Annotated in this window: 14 protein-coding genes and 3 tRNA genes; 7 read left to right on the top strand and 10 right to left on the bottom strand. The window is 71.8% G+C overall.

Annotation, left to right across the window (positions count from 1 at the left end):
- Nucleotides 1–116 precede the first annotated feature (116 nt).
- From DQ237_RS16265 to DQ237_RS16250, 4 genes are all read left to right on the top strand, one after another.
- Nucleotides 117–566, top strand: a complete 450-nt coding sequence (locus DQ237_RS16265) for an SsgA family sporulation/cell division regulator (protein WP_113801189.1) — start codon at nucleotides 117–119, stop codon at nucleotides 564–566.
- A gap of 95 nt (nucleotides 567–661) precedes the next feature.
- A tRNA-Gly gene (locus DQ237_RS16260) sits at nucleotides 662–733 on the top strand.
- Between the two features lie 41 nt (nucleotides 734–774).
- Nucleotides 775–845: transfer RNA gene (locus DQ237_RS16255), tRNA-Cys, on the top strand.
- Between the two features lie 52 nt (nucleotides 846–897).
- A tRNA-Val gene (locus tag DQ237_RS16250) sits at nucleotides 898–972 on the top strand.
- A 36-nt stretch (nucleotides 973–1,008) separates the two neighbouring features.
- Here DQ237_RS16250 and coaE read toward each other — a convergent pair.
- Complete coding sequence (gene coaE, locus DQ237_RS16245; RefSeq protein WP_113801188.1) at nucleotides 1,009–1,599, bottom strand: dephospho-CoA kinase; 591 nt, start codon at nucleotides 1,597–1,599, stop codon at nucleotides 1,009–1,011.
- A gap of 144 nt (nucleotides 1,600–1,743) precedes the next feature.
- On the opposite strand from coaE, the gene DQ237_RS16240 reads away from it, so the two are divergent.
- The gene (locus DQ237_RS16240) at nucleotides 1,744–2,016 is read left to right on the top strand and encodes a hypothetical protein (protein ID WP_113801187.1); all 273 of its coding nucleotides are present in this window, start codon (nucleotides 1,744–1,746) and stop codon (nucleotides 2,014–2,016) included.
- Between the two features lie 250 nt (nucleotides 2,017–2,266).
- On the opposite strand, the gene rpsA is transcribed toward DQ237_RS16240, so the two are convergent.
- Nucleotides 2,267–3,733, bottom strand: coding sequence for a 30S ribosomal protein S1 (gene rpsA, locus DQ237_RS16235; RefSeq protein ID WP_113801186.1), 1,467 nt, complete (start codon nucleotides 3,731–3,733; stop codon nucleotides 2,267–2,269).
- A 222-nt stretch (nucleotides 3,734–3,955) separates the two neighbouring features.
- On the opposite strand from rpsA, the gene DQ237_RS16230 reads away from it, so the two are divergent.
- Nucleotides 3,956–4,804 carry a class I SAM-dependent methyltransferase gene (locus tag DQ237_RS16230; protein ID WP_113801185.1) on the top strand — a complete coding sequence of 283 codons (849 nt, stop codon included), beginning with the start codon at nucleotides 3,956–3,958 and terminating at the stop codon, nucleotides 4,802–4,804.
- Between the two features lie 15 nt (nucleotides 4,805–4,819).
- Here DQ237_RS16230 and DQ237_RS16225 read toward each other — a convergent pair whose 3' ends face one another.
- The 4 genes from DQ237_RS16225 to polA are packed head-to-tail and all read right to left on the bottom strand — an operon-like array spanning nucleotide 4,820 to nucleotide 9,199.
- Entirely contained in the window at nucleotides 4,820–5,365 is a 546-nt protein-coding gene (locus DQ237_RS16225) for a hypothetical protein (RefSeq protein WP_113801184.1), read from the bottom strand.
- Complete coding sequence (locus DQ237_RS16220; protein WP_205730251.1) at nucleotides 5,362–5,901, bottom strand: GNAT family N-acetyltransferase; 540 nt, start codon at nucleotides 5,899–5,901, stop codon at nucleotides 5,362–5,364. The genes DQ237_RS16225 and DQ237_RS16220 overlap by 4 nt, the downstream gene beginning before the upstream one ends.
- Nucleotides 5,898–6,449: a DUF1990 family protein gene (locus DQ237_RS16215; RefSeq protein WP_205730250.1), complete on the bottom strand. Its 552-nt coding sequence runs from the start codon at nucleotides 6,447–6,449 to the stop codon at nucleotides 5,898–5,900. Before DQ237_RS16215 ends, DQ237_RS16220 begins: the two co-directional genes overlap by 4 nt.
- Complete coding sequence (gene polA, locus DQ237_RS16210; RefSeq protein WP_113801183.1) at nucleotides 6,449–9,199, bottom strand: DNA polymerase I; 2,751 nt, start codon at nucleotides 9,197–9,199, stop codon at nucleotides 6,449–6,451. Before polA ends, DQ237_RS16215 begins: the two co-directional genes overlap by 1 nt.
- A 65-nt stretch (nucleotides 9,200–9,264) precedes the next feature.
- On the opposite strand from polA, the gene DQ237_RS16205 reads away from it, so the two are divergent.
- On the top strand, nucleotides 9,265–9,681 hold the full coding sequence (locus DQ237_RS16205) for a PaaI family thioesterase (protein ID WP_113801182.1): 417 nt from the start codon (nucleotides 9,265–9,267) through the stop codon (nucleotides 9,679–9,681).
- Nucleotides 9,682–9,685: 4 nt separating this feature from the next.
- Here DQ237_RS16205 and DQ237_RS16200 read toward each other — a convergent pair whose 3' ends face one another.
- Genes DQ237_RS16200 through DQ237_RS16185 form a run of 4 tightly spaced genes read right to left on the bottom strand, consistent with a single transcriptional unit; the run spans nucleotide 9,686 to nucleotide 14,577 of the window.
- A complete protein-coding gene (locus DQ237_RS16200) occupies nucleotides 9,686–10,447 on the bottom strand; it encodes an ABC transporter ATP-binding protein (RefSeq protein ID WP_113801181.1) in 762 nt (253 codons plus the stop codon).
- The gene (locus DQ237_RS16195) at nucleotides 10,444–11,391 is read right to left on the bottom strand and encodes an ABC transporter ATP-binding protein (protein ID WP_113801180.1); all 948 of its coding nucleotides are present in this window, start codon (nucleotides 11,389–11,391) and stop codon (nucleotides 10,444–10,446) included. Before DQ237_RS16195 ends, DQ237_RS16200 begins: the two co-directional genes overlap by 4 nt.
- 7 nt (nucleotides 11,392–11,398) lie before the next feature.
- Nucleotides 11,399–13,630 (bottom strand): branched-chain amino acid ABC transporter permease, encoded by a 2,232-nt coding sequence (locus DQ237_RS16190; protein ID WP_205730249.1) that lies wholly within the window; start codon nucleotides 13,628–13,630, stop codon nucleotides 11,399–11,401.
- Complete coding sequence (locus tag DQ237_RS16185; protein ID WP_205730248.1) at nucleotides 13,627–14,577, bottom strand: branched-chain amino acid ABC transporter permease; 951 nt, start codon at nucleotides 14,575–14,577, stop codon at nucleotides 13,627–13,629. The genes DQ237_RS16190 and DQ237_RS16185 overlap by 4 nt, the downstream gene beginning before the upstream one ends.
- Nucleotides 14,578–14,632: the final 55 nt, after the last annotated feature.

Genomic DNA, 14,632 nt, shown 5'->3' with positions numbered 1-14,632 from the left:
ACCCCCCTCGTCGGTTCGATGTGACCGGATCGATGTGTCCGATGGGGCGCGTGTGACAGATGGGGCACGACGGATGGCAGGACGTCACTCATCGGGCACTGCGTCGTTGACCGGACATGACGAGCCGATGGACCCCCGGTCACATCACCCCCATCACTCTTCAGCTGGTCGGCCCCCAGTCGTGGACCGAGGTCCCCGCGCTGCTCTGCTACGACCCCGCGGACCCGTTCGCGGTCCGGATCGCGTTCGGCGAGGTGGGCGAGCAGGACGACGACGGGATCGCCTGGCTGGTGGGCCGCGAACTGCTCCAGGCCGGCCTCGAGCACCCCACCGGCGACGGCGACGTGCGCATCTGGCCCGCCCAGGCGGCCACCGACGTGCTCTTCCTGCACCTGCGGGCCCCCTCCGGCGAGGCGCTCTTCGAGCTCTCCCGGGCGACCGTCGCGGCGTTCCTCCGGCACACCGAGGCGATGGTCCCCTCGGGCTCGGAGACGGCCCTGCTGCGTCTCGACCAGGAGCTCGATGCCCTGCTGTCCAACGGCGGCGGGGACGCGTCAGGCCTCTGACCTGCGGAGATGTTCAGGCGGACCCCCACGGAGGGGGGCCCGGGGACCCCCCCTTCAAACCCCCTCCGCGGGTCCGCTAGAGTTCTATCCGTAACGCGGACGTGGCTCAGTGGTAGAGCATCACCTTGCCAAGGTGAGGGTCGCGGGTTCGAATCCCGTCGTCCGCTCGGAACCTCGGGTGCTGGTCGAGAGACCGGCACCCGCGTGCGGTGGAGTGGCCGAGAGGCGAGGCAACGGCCTGCAAAGCCGTCTACACGGGTTCAAATCCCGTCTCCACCTCGTCTCCTCCGGAGAACGAGCGCGGAGGAGGGTCCGGCCGCGAGGCCGGAACGGGCGATTGGCGCAGCGGTAGCGCGCTTCCCTGACACGGAAGAGGTCACTGGTTCGATCCCAGTATCGCCCACCACGCAGAGCCCCAGGTCACCTCGACCTGGGGCTCTTGTCATCCCCGGGAGACGTGCTCGGCCCAGAAGCGGGCCACCTGTTCGGCGAGCTGTTCCGGCGTCCCGCTGTTGTCCAGCACCACGTCGGCGACCGCACGGCGCTGCTCGTCCGTGGCCTGGGCGGCGATCCGGGCGCGGGCGTCGGCCTCGGCCAGCCCGCGACCGACCAGGCGACGGATACGCGTCTCGGGATCTGCCTCGACCACGACCACGAGGTCGTAGGAACCGGCCTGCCCGGTCTCCACCAGCAGTGGGACGTCGTTGACCACCACGGCGTCCGGTTCGGCCGCGGCGAGCAGCTCCGCGGACCGGGCCCGCACGAGCGGGTGGACGATCGCGTCGAGCCGGCTGCGCGCCGCGGCGTCGGAGAAGACGATGGCAGCCAGTGCCGGCCGGTCCAGTGCGCCGTCGGGGGTGAGCACCCCCGGGCCGAACTCCGTCGCCACGGCTGCGAGCCCAGGCGTCCCCGGTTCGAGCACCTCGCGGGCGATGCGGTCGGCGTCCACGACCACGGCACCGCGCTCCGCCAGCAGGGTCGACACCGTGCTCTTTCCCGAGCCGATGCCGCCGGTCAGTCCGATCCTCAGCACGTACGGACAGTAGCGACCGCCCGGGAAAGATCACGGACGGGTAACACGCAGCTCACCTGCCCGGCGCGTCGCAGTAGTCACACGAGTCCCACGGATAACGTTCTGCCTGGCGATCTTCCCCGCCGAGAGAGGCAGAACGAGAACATGTCCGGTTCCACGCACACCGCATCCCCGTCGACCCGAGCCGCCCGCCGTGGCGCCGGACGGCACCGGCTCGGCGCGGCCGCCGGCGTGCGCTGCGCGGACATCCCGGCGGTGCGCGACCGCATGCAGTTCCAGCGGCCGGCCGTCGCACACCGCAGCTCGCTGCTGCGGTGGATGTTCTCCACCCCCACCACCGGCCGCCACACCTGGGGCTTCCTGGCCGGATCCGGCGGGCGCCCGCGCACGGCGTTCGCCATCATCCTCAGCCTCTGAGCCCCGCCGCCGGTCCCCCGACGGGTCGACGGCGGCTCCCGCTCCGAGGTCATCGACCACACCGCCCGCGGTGCGGCGGGGAACCGCATCGCCACGAAGGGCCCATGGACGACGTCGTCCATGGGCCCTTCGTCGTGCCGCAGCGGGTCGACGGTGCTGACAGCCGGCACCCCCGGGAACGCCAGAGGCCCAGGACCCCGAGGGGTCCTGGGCCTCCGACGCGCAGAACTGGCGGGTCAGACCCTCGGGGTCACTCGCCGCCGGCCAGCTTGGCGCGCAGCGCGGCGAGCGCCTCGTCGCTGGCCAGGGTGCCACCGCTGGCCGGGGCGTCGGCACCGGCGGCGTCGTCGCTGGAGTAGCTGCCACCGGCAGCGGCCTCGGCGTCGGCCTCCTTGGCGGCCGCGATCTGCTTGCGGTGCGCCTCGAAGCGGGCCTGGGCCTCGGCGTACTGCCGCTCCCACGTCTCGCGGGCCTCGTCGTAGCCCTCGAGCCACTCGCCGGTCTCCGGGTCGAAGCCCTCGGGGTAGATGTAGTTGCCCTGCTCGTCGTACGAGGCCGACATGCCGTAGGCGGCGGGGTCGAACTGCTCCTCGTCGCCGACGACGCCCTCGTTGGCCTGCTTGAGCGAGAGCGAGATGCGGCGGCGGTCCAGGTCGATGTCGATGACCTTGACCAGGATCTCGTCGCCGACCTGCACGACCTGCTCCGGGATCTCCACGTGGCGCTCGGCCAGCTCGGAGATGTGCACCAGGCCCTCGATGCCCTCGTCGACGCGCACGAACGCACCGAAGGGAACCAGCTTGGTGACCTTGCCCGGGACGACCTGACCGATCTGGTGCGTGCGGGCGAACTGACGCCACGGGTCCTCCTGCGTCGCCTTCAGCGACAGGGAGACCCGCTCGCGGTCCAGGTCGACGTCGAGGACCTCGACGGTGACCTCCTGGCCCACCTCGACGACCTCGGACGGGTGGTCGATGTGCTTCCAGGACAGCTCGGAGACGTGCACCAGGCCGTCGACGCCGCCGAGGTCCACGAACGCGCCGAAGTTGACGATCGAGGAGACGACACCCGAGCGCACCTGACCCTTGGCGAGCTTGTTGAGGAACTCGCTGCGGACCTCGGACTGCGTCTGCTCCAGCCACTGGCGGCGGGAGAGGACGACGTTGTTGCGGTTCTTGTCGAGCTCGATGATCTTCGCCTCGAGCTCGCGGCCCACGTAGGGCTGCAGGTCGCGGACGCGGCGCATCTCGACCAGCGAGGCGGGGAGGAACCCGCGCAGGCCGATGTCGAGGATGAGGCCACCCTTGACGACCTCGATGACGGTGCCGGTGACGACCTCGTCGGCTTCCTTCTTGGCCTCGATCGTGCCCCAGGCGCGCTCGTACTGGGCGCGCTTCTTGGAGAGGATCAGCCGGCCTTCCTTGTCCTCCTTCTGGAGAACCAGGGCTTCCACCTCGTCGCCGACCTTGACGACCTCGTTCGGGTCGACGTCGTGCTTGATGGAGAGCTCGCGCGAGGGGATGACGCCCTCGGTCTTGTAGCCGATGTCCAGCAGCACCTCGTCCCGGTCGACCTTGACGATGACGCCCTCGACGATGTCGCCTTCGTTGAAGTACTTGATCGTCTGGTCGATGGCGGCGAGGAAGTCCTCGGCGCTACCGATGTCGTTGATGGCGACCTGGGGGGTGCTGGAAGGACGGACCTGGGTGGAGGTCATGTGGTTGGTAGCTCCGGACGGGGAATGCGTAGGGACAGGACACCCACGGCCGCACGACCGCGGGGAGGAACAGCGGGAAAGAACCGGCGCGGGCCACCCTGCGGAACGGGGTGGGCACGTCAGACCTCTGGCGCCCCTCCATGGTACGGACGTCGAGACGGCCCGGTCCACCTGGGTGGGACCGGTCACCGCGGCTCCGCGGCGTGTCACGATCGGCGCGTCATGACCGCTCCCCCGCAGCCCCCCTCCCTCCCGCTGGCCGACGACGGCTACCCAGCCGCCGGAGGGGTCGCCCGCCGGCCCGCCGGGCCGGTCGAGTCGGCCCGCGCCAACCGCGCCTGGTGGGACGCCGCCGCCCCCGCGTACCTGGCCGAGCACGGCTCCGACCTCGGCGATGCGGACTTCCTGTGGTGCCCCGAGGGCCTGCGCGAGGCCGAGGCCCACCTGCTCGGTGACGTCGCCGGCCGCCGGGTCCTGGAGGTCGGGTGCGGCTCGGCCCCGTGCTCCCGCTGGCTGCGCACCGCGGGCGCCGACGTCGTGGCGCTGGACCTCTCCGGCGGCATGCTGGCCCGCGCCGCCGAGCTGAACCGCGCGACCGGCATCGCCGTCCCGCTGCTGCAGGCCGACGCCGGCGCGCTCCCGGTGGTCGACGGCAGCGTCGACCTGGCGTGCTCGGCGTTCGGCGGCCTGCCGTTCGTGGCCGACGTCGAGGGCGCCCTGCGGGAGGTGGCGCGGGTCCTCCGGCCCGGAGGGCGGTTCGTGGCGTCGGTGAACCACCCGATGCGCTGGCCGTTCCCCGACTCTCCGGACCCCGAGGACCTGCGGATCGTCTCGTCCTACTTCGACCGGACGCCCTACGTGGAGACCGACGACGCCGGCCGCACGGTCTACGTCGAGCACCACCGCACGGTCGGCGACTGGGTCCGGGCCGTCGTCGGGGCCGGGCTCGTGCTCGCGGAGCTGGTCGAGCCGGAGTGGACCCCGGGCCGCACCGAGAACTGGGGGCAGTGGTCCCCGGAGCGCGGCGCGCTCGTGCCCGGCACCCTGATCTTGGTCTGCCGGCGACCCTGAACCTCTGGTCGAGGGTCAGACCGTCTGCCGTTGCAGCCACTGGTCGGCCTGCCGGGCGCCGCGCAGCCGCACCACCACGACGCCTCGCGCGGCCGCCCCGGACAGCTCGTGCGCCGTCCGCCGCCGCTTCCGCCAGAACTCCGGACCCAGGACGACGCGGAGCGGGTGGCTGGCCCGCGCCCAGAGCCCGAACCGCTCGACGTTCCCGTTCACGAGCGGCCGGCGCGTGGCCGCGCGGACGAACGACCGTCGCAGCAGCCGCCAGGCCACCAGGGGGAACGGGTGGTCGAGCCAGACGACCGCGTCGGCCGCGCCGAGCAGCGCCGCCTTCACCGGCCGGTACTGGTACTCGGTCACCCAGCGGCCCGCCGCGAGCATCCCTGCCACGTCGTCGGAGAACTCCGGGCGCGGCTGCCAGCCGGGCCCGTGCCACAGGGCGTCCAGCTCGGTGTACGGCAGGTCGAGCGCCGTCGCCAGGGCTCGCGCAGCCGTCGACTTCCCGGCTCCCGTGCTGCCGGCGACCAGCACCCGCTGCGCACCCGCGGGCAGCGAGGCCGTCACCAGAGGTCGCCGTCGCGCCAGTCGCAGGTGAGCTCGCCGGTCGGGTCGAGGTCGGCGGCGGCCGGCAGGACGAACACCGCGTCGTCGTCCTCCTCGGTGCGGATGCGTCCGGTCGGCGTCTCGGCCCAGGTGCTGCCACGCCACCGCACCCAGCCCCGCGCCGAGTAGAGCGCGGCCCCCTCGTCCGTGGCCCCCAGGGCACCGGCGTCGTGGTCGCGACGCACGACGTCCTCCAGCGCGGCCATGACCGCGGATCCGAGCCCGCGCCGCCGCCGCGCCGGATCGACTGCGACCGCCTCCACGTAACCGACCCGCAGGACGCGCCCGGCGTGGTGGAAGCGCCGGGGCACCAGCGCACCGTGCGCGACGACCCGGTCGCCGTCCACCACGAGTGCGTGCAGGCCCCCGAGCGCGTGCTGCCAGTCCTCCTCGCCGAAGCCCTCGCCCTCGAACGCCACCTCGCAGAGCCCGCGAGCGCCGTCGAGCACGGCGGGGTGGAGCAGCGCCGTCGAGGCCAGCGTCACGGGTCCGTTCACGGTAGGGACCGGAGCGCCCGCACGTAGCGCGAGCGGTACCAGCGCTGCGCCACCAGGACCACGGGGAAGGCCAGGCGCCACGAGCCCCGGCCGGCCGCGGTCACCGACCGCAGGGTGAGCCGGACGACGCCGTCGCCGTCGCGGTGCAGGACGAAGGCCTCCTCGCCCGACACCGGGTGGCCCTCCAACGTCCCGTAGGCGTAGCCCCGGCGGTCCGGCCGGTCCACGACGGCGACGACCCGCGCCGGCTCGCGGATCCGCAGCGGTCCGACGGAGGCGACCAGCCAGTAGTCGGCGCCCTCCCGGACGACCGGCTCGCCGCCGGCAGCCGCCTCCACGACGAACCTGCTGCGCGTCTTCACGCCCCAGGACATCAGCGCCTCCGTCGCCGTGGACCAGCAGGCGTCGCCGCGTCCGAGCTCGACCGTCCGCTCGTAGCCGCGCCGGTCCGCGGGAGGCGGCCACGACCCGTCGCCCGGACGTGTCGTCCCCGCGGGGCCGTACGTCAGGGAGCGCCCCCGCAGCGGAGCGGAACCGGCGGCCGTCATCAGTGCGCGGCGGCGTCCCAGCTGGCGCCCACGCCGACCGAGACCTCCAACGGCACCGACAACTGCGCGGCACCCGCCATCTCGCGGCGGACCAGCGTCTCCAGGGCCTCCTCCTCCCCCGGTGCCACCTCGAGCACGAGCTCGTCGTGCACCTGCAGCAGCATCCGGGACCTCAGCCCCTCGGCCGCGATCGCCTTCTCCACGTTGAGCATCGCGACCTTGATGACGTCGGCCGCCGACCCCTGGATCGGGGCGTTGAGTGCCATCCGCTCGGCCATCTGCCGGCGCTGGCCGTTGTCGCTGGTGAGGTCGGGCAGGTAGCGCCGCCGGCCGAGCGTGGTCTCGGTGAAGCCGGTCTGCCGGGCCTCGTCGACGACCCCGTCGAGGTAGTCGCGGATCCCGCCGAAGCGCTCGAAGTAGGCGTTCATCTGCTCGCGCGCCTCCTCGACGGAGATCCGCAGCTGCCCGGACAGCCCGTAGGCGGAGAGACCGTAGGCCAGGCCGTAGCTCATCGCCTTGATGCGCCGGCGCATCTCCGGGTCGACCTCGGAGATCGGGATGTCGAACGCCTTGGAGGCGACGAAGGAGTGCAGGTCCTCCCCCGACGTGAACGCCTCGATCAGCCCCTCGTCGCCGGAGAGGTGGGCCATGATCCGCATCTCGATCTGGCTGTAGTCCGCCGTCATGAGGGACTCGTACCCCTGCCCGACGACGAATGCCTGCCGGATCCGGCGACCCTCGGCGCTGCGGATCGGGATGTTCTGCAGGTTCGGGTCGGTCGAGGAGAGCCGGCCCGTGGCGGCGATGGTCTGCTGGAACGTGGTGTGGATGCGCCCGCCGTCGTCGACCATCGGGATGAGGCCGTCGATGACCGTGCGCAGCCGGGTCACGTCGCGGTGGCGGAGCAGGTGCTCCATGAACGGGTGCCCGGTCTGCTCGAACAGCCAGGTGAGCGCGTCGGCGTCGGTGGTGTAGCCGGTCTTGTTCTTCTTCGTCTTGGGCAGGCCCAGCTCGTCGAAGATCACCGCCTGCAGCTGCTTGGGCGAGCCGAGGTTCACCTCGCGGCCGATCACGGCGTAGCACTCGGCGGCCGCCGCGGCGACGGCGTCGGAGAACTCCTTCTGCAGGTCCTGCAGGAAGTCCAGGTCGACGGCGATGCCCCGGTACTCCATGGAGGCGAGCACCCGGGTCAGCGGCAGCTCGATCTCGCCGAGCAGGTGGTCCCCGCCCTTCTGGCCGAGCACCTGCTCGAGGGCGTCGGCGAGGTCGTTGACGGCCACGGCCTTCAGCACGTCGGCCTTGGCCGCCTCGGCGGCGACGTCGTCCTCGCTCGGGCCGAGGCCGTCGAGGGTGAGCTGCCCCTCCGGTTCGGCGGCGTCGGTGAGCTCGCGACGCAGGTAGCGCACCGCGAGGTCACCGAGGTCGAACGACCGCTGCCCGGGCAGGGCGAGGTACGCCGCGAGCGCGGTGTCGCTCACCAGGCCGGCCAGTTCCCAGCCGCGCGCCCAGATCGCCAGCAGCGGCCCCTTGACCTCGTGCACCACCTTGGGCCGGTCGGCGTCGGCGAGCCACGCGGCCAGGGCCTGCTCGTCGGCCACGTCGAGGGCGGGGCCGAGGTCGACGAAGGTGGTGTGGTCGTCGGCGGCGGCGAGGGCCAGGCCGGTCAGCTCACCGGTGCCCCGGCCCCACGTGCCCCGGAAGATGAGGCCGGTGTGCCCCGTCCGGGCGTGCGCGTCGAGCCAGGCACCCAGCTCCCCGGCCGCCACCGCGTCGACGGTGGCGTCGAAACCGCCCTCGACCTCGGGCTCGGCGCTGGTGAGCGTGGCGAAGAGCCGCTCGCGCAGCACGCGGAACTGCAGGTTGTCGAAGAGCGTGTGCACCTCGTTGCGGTCCCACGCCTGGACGGCGAGGTCCTGCGGGCCCACCTCGAGCGGGACCGCGCGGTCCAGCTCGGTGAGCCGCCGGTTCTGCAGCACCGAGGAGAGGTGCTCGCGCAGCTTCTCCCCCACCTTGCCCTTGACGGTGTCGACCTGGTCGACGAGCGCGTCGAGCGAGCCGTACTCGCGCACCCACTTGGCGGCGGTCTTCTCCCCCACGCTCGGGATGCTCGGCAGGTTGTCGCTCGGGTCGCCGCGCAACGCCGCGAAGTCGGGGTACTGGGCCGGCGTGAGGTTGTACTTGGCCTCGACCTCCTCCGGCGTGAACCGGGTCATGTCCGAGACGCCCTTGCGCGGGTAGAGCACGGTGACGTGCTCGTTCACCAGCTGGAGCGCGTCCCGGTCCCCGGTCGCGATCAGCACGTCCATGCCCTGCTCGACCGCCTGCACGGTGAGGGTGGCGATGACGTCGTCGGCCTCGTACCCCTCGGCGGTGATCACCGGGACGCGCAGCGCGCCCAGCACCTCCTGCACCAGGCTGACCTGACCGCGGAAGTCCGTGGGGCTCTCCGAGCGGTTGGCCTTGTACTCGGCGTAGATCTCGCTGCGGAAGGTCTTGCGGCCGACGTCGAACGCGACGGCGAGGTGACTCGGCTGCTCGTCGCGCAGGATGTTGATCAGCATCGACGTGAAGCCGTAGACGGCGTTCGTCGGCTGGCCCGTCGTGGTGGAGAAGTTCTCGACCGGGAGCGCGAAGAACGCCCGGTAGGCCAGCGAGTGCCCATCGAGGAGCAGCAGCCGCGGGCGGGTGCCCGGCGCCGACGCGGTGGTCGGCGCGGGGGTGGACACGGAGGTGGAGACCGGAGCGGACATCGCCGCCGATCGTATGTGCAGGCACCGACGCCCGAGCGGCCCCCGACCGCCGTTACGGTGCGGGGGTGAGCACCCCTCCCCCCGCCTGGCTCCCCGACGGCATCAGCAGCCCGCTGGACGACAAGCTCGGCGTGCAGATCACCGACTGGAACCCCGACCGGCTGGTGGCGACCATGCCGGTCGAGGGCAACCAGCAGCCGTTCGGGCTGCTCCACGGGGGTGCGACGTGCACGCTCGTGGAGACCATCGGTTCCATGGCGGCCGCGGTCGGCGCGGGGCCGGACAAGCAGGTCGTCGGCATCGAGCTGAACGCCAGCTACCTGCGCGCCGCGACCTCCGGCACCGTGACCGCGGTGTGCACCCCCGTGCGCCGCGGGCGCACGCTGTCCACGTTCCTCATCCAGGTGAGCGACGACCAGGGCCGTCAGACCGCTACCGCGCGGCTCACCTGCATGACGCTGAACGCGCCGAAGAAGGCCTGAGCCCTCAGCTCGCGAGTTCCTCGCCGAGGTAGGCCGCCCGGATGCGGTCGTCGGCGAGCAGCTCGCGGCCGGAGCCGGCCAGCACCAGCTCGCCGGTCTCGAGCACGTAGCCGCGGTCGGCGAGCGACAGGGCCTGCCGCGCGTTCTGCTCGACCAGCAGGATCGAGACACCGTCGGCGTTGATGCTGCGGACGATGTCGAAGATCTGCTGGACGATCAACGGGGCCAGCCCCATCGACGGCTCGTCGAGCAGCAGCAGCCGTGGCTTGCCCATCAGCGCCCGGCCGATCGCGAGCATCTGCTGCTCACCGCCGGAGAGCGTGCCGCTCTGCTGCCCGTACCGCTCCTTGAGCCGCGGGAACAGGTCCAGGACGTGGGCCAGCACGTCCTGGTCGGGCGAGCGGAAGCGGAACGCCCCCATCGCGAGGTTCTCCTCGACCGTCATCCGCGGGAAGACGTGCCGCCCCTCCGGGACGTGGCAGATGCCCAGGTCGATCAGCTTGTGCGGCGGGATGCCGTCGATGCGCTGCCCGTCGAAGGTGATCGAGCCGGCGGCCGGCCGGAGCATGCCCGACACGGTCTTCTGGGTGGTCGTCTTCCCCGCCCCGTTGGCGCCGAGCAGGGCGACGATCTCGCCCTGCTCGACGTGGAAGGAGATGCCCTTGATGGCCGCGATCGCGCCGTAGCGGACCTCCAGGTCCTGCACGTCCAGGAGCACGGAGCCCGTGCGCCCGGGGACGGACGAGCCGCCTGCCTGCTCGCTCATGAACGCGGTCCTTCCGGGGTGCCGGAACCGGCGGGGCCGTGGCCCAGTGGGTCGCCGGACGTGTCGATGGTGTGCAGCTCGGGCTGGTCGTGGGTCTCCAGCTCCTGCTCCGCCTCCTCCTCCGAGGTGCCGAGGTAGGCGGCCACGACGACGGGGTCCCGCTGGATCTGCTCGGGCGACCCCTCGGCGATCCGCCTGCCGAAGTTCAGCACGACGATCCGGTGCGCCACCGACATGACCAGCTTCATGTCGTGCTCGATCAGCAGCACGCTGACGCCCTCGGCGTTGATCTGCTCGATCAGCGCCGCGAGCTCGCGCTTCTCCACCGGGTTGGTCCCGGCCGCCGGCTCGTCGAGCAGGATGACGCCCGGTCCCGTGGCGAGCGCCCGCGCGATCTCCAGCCGGCGCTGCTCGCCGTAGGCGAGGGAACCGGCCAGCTCGTTCGCGCGCGCCGCCAGGCCCACCCGCTCGAGCAGGGCGTAGGCCGTCCGGGTGGACTCACGCTCCTCCCGCCGCTGCCACGGGAGCCCCAGCATCGCCGAGACGGGACCGGACTTCTGCCGGGTCTCGACGCCGACCTTGACGTTCTCCAGCGCGGTGAGCGCGGGGAACAGCCGGATGTTCTGGAAGGTCCGGGCGACCCCCATGTGGTTGACCACATGGGTCTTCTTCCCGAGGACGCTCTGCGGCGAGTCCCCCGGCCGGGCCGACACCAGGATCTCCCCCTCCTGCGGCGTGTAGACGCCGGTGAGGGAGTTGAACAGCGAGGTCTTGCCCGCGCCGTTCGGCCCGATGATCGCCAGGATCTCGCCCCGCCGCATCTGCAGCGTGACGTCGTCCAGGCTGGTGACGCCGCCGAAGCGCAGGGTGATCCCCCGCACGTCGAAGATCAGGTCCTCGGCTCCGACGGAACTCGTCGCGGCCGAGCTGGTTGCTGTGCTCATCGCCGGCTCACACCCCTTCGCTGGCCGGAACGGCCTGGACGGCCGGCCGCACGGACGGGTCGTGGCCCGCCAGGCCGGTCAGCTCGGCCTCCCGGCGCTTGGCCGGGATGAGGCCCTGCGGACGGAAGATCATCATGATCACCAGGACGGCGCCGATCCACATGACCCGGTCCTCGCTCGGCACCTGGTCGCGGAGGAAGTTCGGCAGCCAGGTGAGCACCGCGGCGCCGGCGATGGCGCCGGTCAGCGAGCCCATCCCACCGAACACGACGTAGGCCACGATGAGGATCGAGTTGTTGAGGATGAAGTTCTGCGGGTTGAAGTAGCCGATGTCACTGGCGAAGAAGACGCCCGCGAGCCCCGAGGTCGACGCACCGATCGCGAAGGCCAGCAGCTTCACCCGGGTGGTGTTGACGCCGGTCGCCTGTGCGGCCACCTCGTCCTCGCGCACCGCCGCCCAGGCGCGCCCGAGCCGCGAGCCCTCCAGGCGGTAGAAGAAGAAGATCAGGATCGCGAGCAGCACCAGGAGCAGGTACCAGTACTGCAGCTGGTTGCCGCCCCACTGGATCCGGAGGAAGCCGAGGTCGATGACCGGGTGCGGCACCGCGGACTCGACCCCTCGCGGGCCGTTCGTGATGTTGCCCGGGTTGTTCACGGCGACGATCCGGATGATCTCACCGAAGCCCAGGGTGACGATCGCCAGGTAGTCCCCGCGCAACCGCAGCGTCGGCGCGCCGAGGAGGACGCCGGCCACGAGGCAGACCGCGATGGCGACCGGGATCGCCCACAGCGGCGAGAGCTGCAGCCACGACGGCGGCTGCACCGGCAGGGAGCCCGTGAGGTACGCGGTCGTGTACGACCCCAGCGCGTAGAAGGCGATGTACCCCAGGTCCAGGAGCCCGGCCCAACCGATGACGACGTTGAGGCCGATGGCCAGCAGGACGTACACCCCGATGTCGGTGACCAGCGCCTGCTGCCAGAAGGTGGTCGCCGTCGGCGGGTAGAACAGCGCCAGGCCGATCCCGAACAGCGCCAGGCTGAGCACCGTCGTGGAGGCGCCTGCCTGGTGCAGCCGACCCGTGACGGTGCCACGGGCCTCGTCGGCACCCGCGGGACGGTGCGCCCGCCGCGCAGCGACGAAGGCTCCGGCACCGATGCTGAAGACCGCGATGGACAGCAGCCAGCCACCGGTGCCCAGGTCGCGCCAGGGCCCGTCGGCCCCCGGGTAGCCGGCCTCGGTCGCGGTCGCGCTGATGTCGTGCAGGGTGACCAGGACGATGAGGATCGTGACCGCAGCGAGCCCGGCCGCGACGTAGCCGACGACCCGGTTGCGGGTCCAGACGGCCGCTGCTCCCGCCAGCAGGACGACGACGAAGAGCACGTACCCCAGCCAGCCCAGGAATGCCTCGGAGAGACCGGACGCGTCGCTCCCGGAGAACAGCGAGCTGGTGTCCACCAGGGTGGCGTTGGCCTGCTGGGGGGCGAACCAGGTGGCCGAGACCAGCGCCAGGACGCCCAGCAGCAGACCCATCAGGACCAGCGGCAGCCCGGGCCGGAACGCCATGACCCGCTCGACGAACTCGCGCGTGGCAGCGGTCTCGCTCCGGGACCGGGCCGCGAGGACCCCGGCGCCGGCGAGCACGAGGTAGCCGACCAGGGCGGTGGGCGCACCGTAGGAGTGGTCGATGCCCCCGCCGGCGTCGGCGGCAGCCGCGTGCGCGACGAGCGCCACGACGCCGACCACGACGGCCAGCCCCGCCATCGCCCAGCCGAGCGCGCGCAGGCGTCGCGCGATGGCCACGAAGATCCCCACCACGAGGACCACCAGGGACACCCACCACAGCCAGCCGAAGAATGCCTTCGCCAGCGGCGCGAGACCGCTCGTGCTGGCCACGGCGTCGGCCAGTCCGGCGAACTTGGCGTTGTTGCCCAGCGGGTCGTACCAGCGCATGAGGAAGTACGAAGCGAGAAGCACCAGCAGCCCGGCGACGAGCGGGCGGACCCCGGGCCGGCTCGCGTAGCGCCGGACGACGTCCTGGTAGGTGATCGCGAAGAACACGAGCACCCCGATGAGCAGGAAGTAGAAGATCCGCGGGTTGAGCACCGCCTGGCGGAAGCCCACGCCGTAGTCGTTCTGCGAGCCCTGCTGGGGGCCGACCATCATGGCCAGCACCACGGAGCCGAAGAGGCAGGCCACAGCGCGCCCGGCCCAGTCGGGAAGGTTCAGTCGCTGGTTCACGCCGCACGCCCCAGACGCTCGCCGAGGATCCCGGTGGGCCGGAAGACCAGGATGAGGATGAGCAGGACGAAGGCGACCACGTCGGTCCACTCCTGGCCGATCCAGGCGTCACCGCCCACCCATGGTGCCGTCGGGATGAGGTTCTCGGCGACGCCCAGGAGCAGACCGCCGATCATGGCGCCCCGGATGTTGCCGATGCCGCCGAGCACGGCCGCGGCGAAGGCCTTGATGCCGGGGATGAATCCCATGGTGTTGGAGAAGACGAAGGCGTAGCCGAAGAGGAAGCCGGCAGCACCGGCCAGCGCCCCCCCGATGATGAACGTCCGCGAGATCGTGCGGTCGATGTCGACACCCATCAGGGCGGCGGTGGGTGCGTCCTCGGCGGTGGCGCGGATGCCGCGGCCGAGCTTGGTACCCGACACGAGACGGTCGAGGAAGATCATCAGCAGCACGGCCGAGATGATGATGACCACCTGCAGCAGCTTGATCCGCGCGCCGAACGGCGTCCACAGGACCTCGCCCTTGTGCAGGTAGTCGGGGAACTGGTTGTTGCCCAGCCGGTTGAAGAGCTTGCCGAACAGCTGGGAGAGGAAGAACGACGCGCCGATGGCGCTGATGAGGAAGGCGAGCTTCGGGGCACCTCGCCGGCGCAGCGGCCGGTAGGCCACGCGCTCGAGGACGAAGGCGACCACCGCTCCGGAGATCGCTCCGGCCACCAGGCCCAGCAGCGTGACGAGGAGCTGCTCGAACCCGCCCAGGCCCTCACCCTCGCCGACCACCAGGTGGACGACGAGGAAACTGCCGAACGCGCCGGCCATGAAGACCTCGCTGTGCGCGAAGTTGATCAACTGGAGCACGCCGTAGACCAGCGTGTAGCCGAGGGCGATGAGGGCGTACATCGAGCCACGGGTGAGCCCGAGCATCAGGAAGTTCAGGAATTCGGACAAGAACGGGCGCCTCTCGGGTCAGGCGGACGATCGTCTCGCGCGGTGGGCGCCGCGA

It is taken from the genome of Blastococcus sp. TF02-8 (assembly GCF_003319175.1).
GTDB lineage: Bacteria > Actinomycetota > Actinomycetes > Mycobacteriales > Geodermatophilaceae > Blastococcus.
This window is presented reverse-complemented; position numbering and strand designations above follow the sequence as displayed.

Bases quoted from the DNA above. Each gene is read 5' to 3' on its own strand.
- DQ237_RS16265 (WP_113801189.1), top strand. From the start codon at position 117: ATGACGAGCCGATGGACCCCCGGTCACATCACCCCCATCACTCTTCAG.
- DQ237_RS16240 (WP_113801187.1), top strand. From the start codon at position 1,744: ATGTCCGGTTCCACGCACACCGCATCCCCGTCGACCCGAGCCGCCCGC.
- rpsA (WP_113801186.1), bottom strand. From the start codon at position 3,733: ATGACCTCCACCCAGGTCCGTCCTTCCAGCACCCCCCAGGTCGCCATC.
- DQ237_RS16230 (WP_113801185.1), top strand. From the start codon at position 3,956: ATGACCGCTCCCCCGCAGCCCCCCTCCCTCCCGCTGGCCGACGACGGC.
- DQ237_RS16215 (WP_205730250.1), bottom strand. From the start codon at position 6,449: ATGACGGCCGCCGGTTCCGCTCCGCTGCGGGGGCGCTCCCTGACGTAC.
- polA (WP_113801183.1), bottom strand. From the start codon at position 9,199: ATGTCCGCTCCGGTCTCCACCTCCGTGTCCACCCCCGCGCCGACCACC.
- DQ237_RS16200 (WP_113801181.1), bottom strand. From the start codon at position 10,447: ATGAGCGAGCAGGCAGGCGGCTCGTCCGTCCCCGGGCGCACGGGCTCC.
- DQ237_RS16195 (WP_113801180.1), bottom strand. From the start codon at position 11,391: ATGAGCACAGCAACCAGCTCGGCCGCGACGAGTTCCGTCGGAGCCGAG.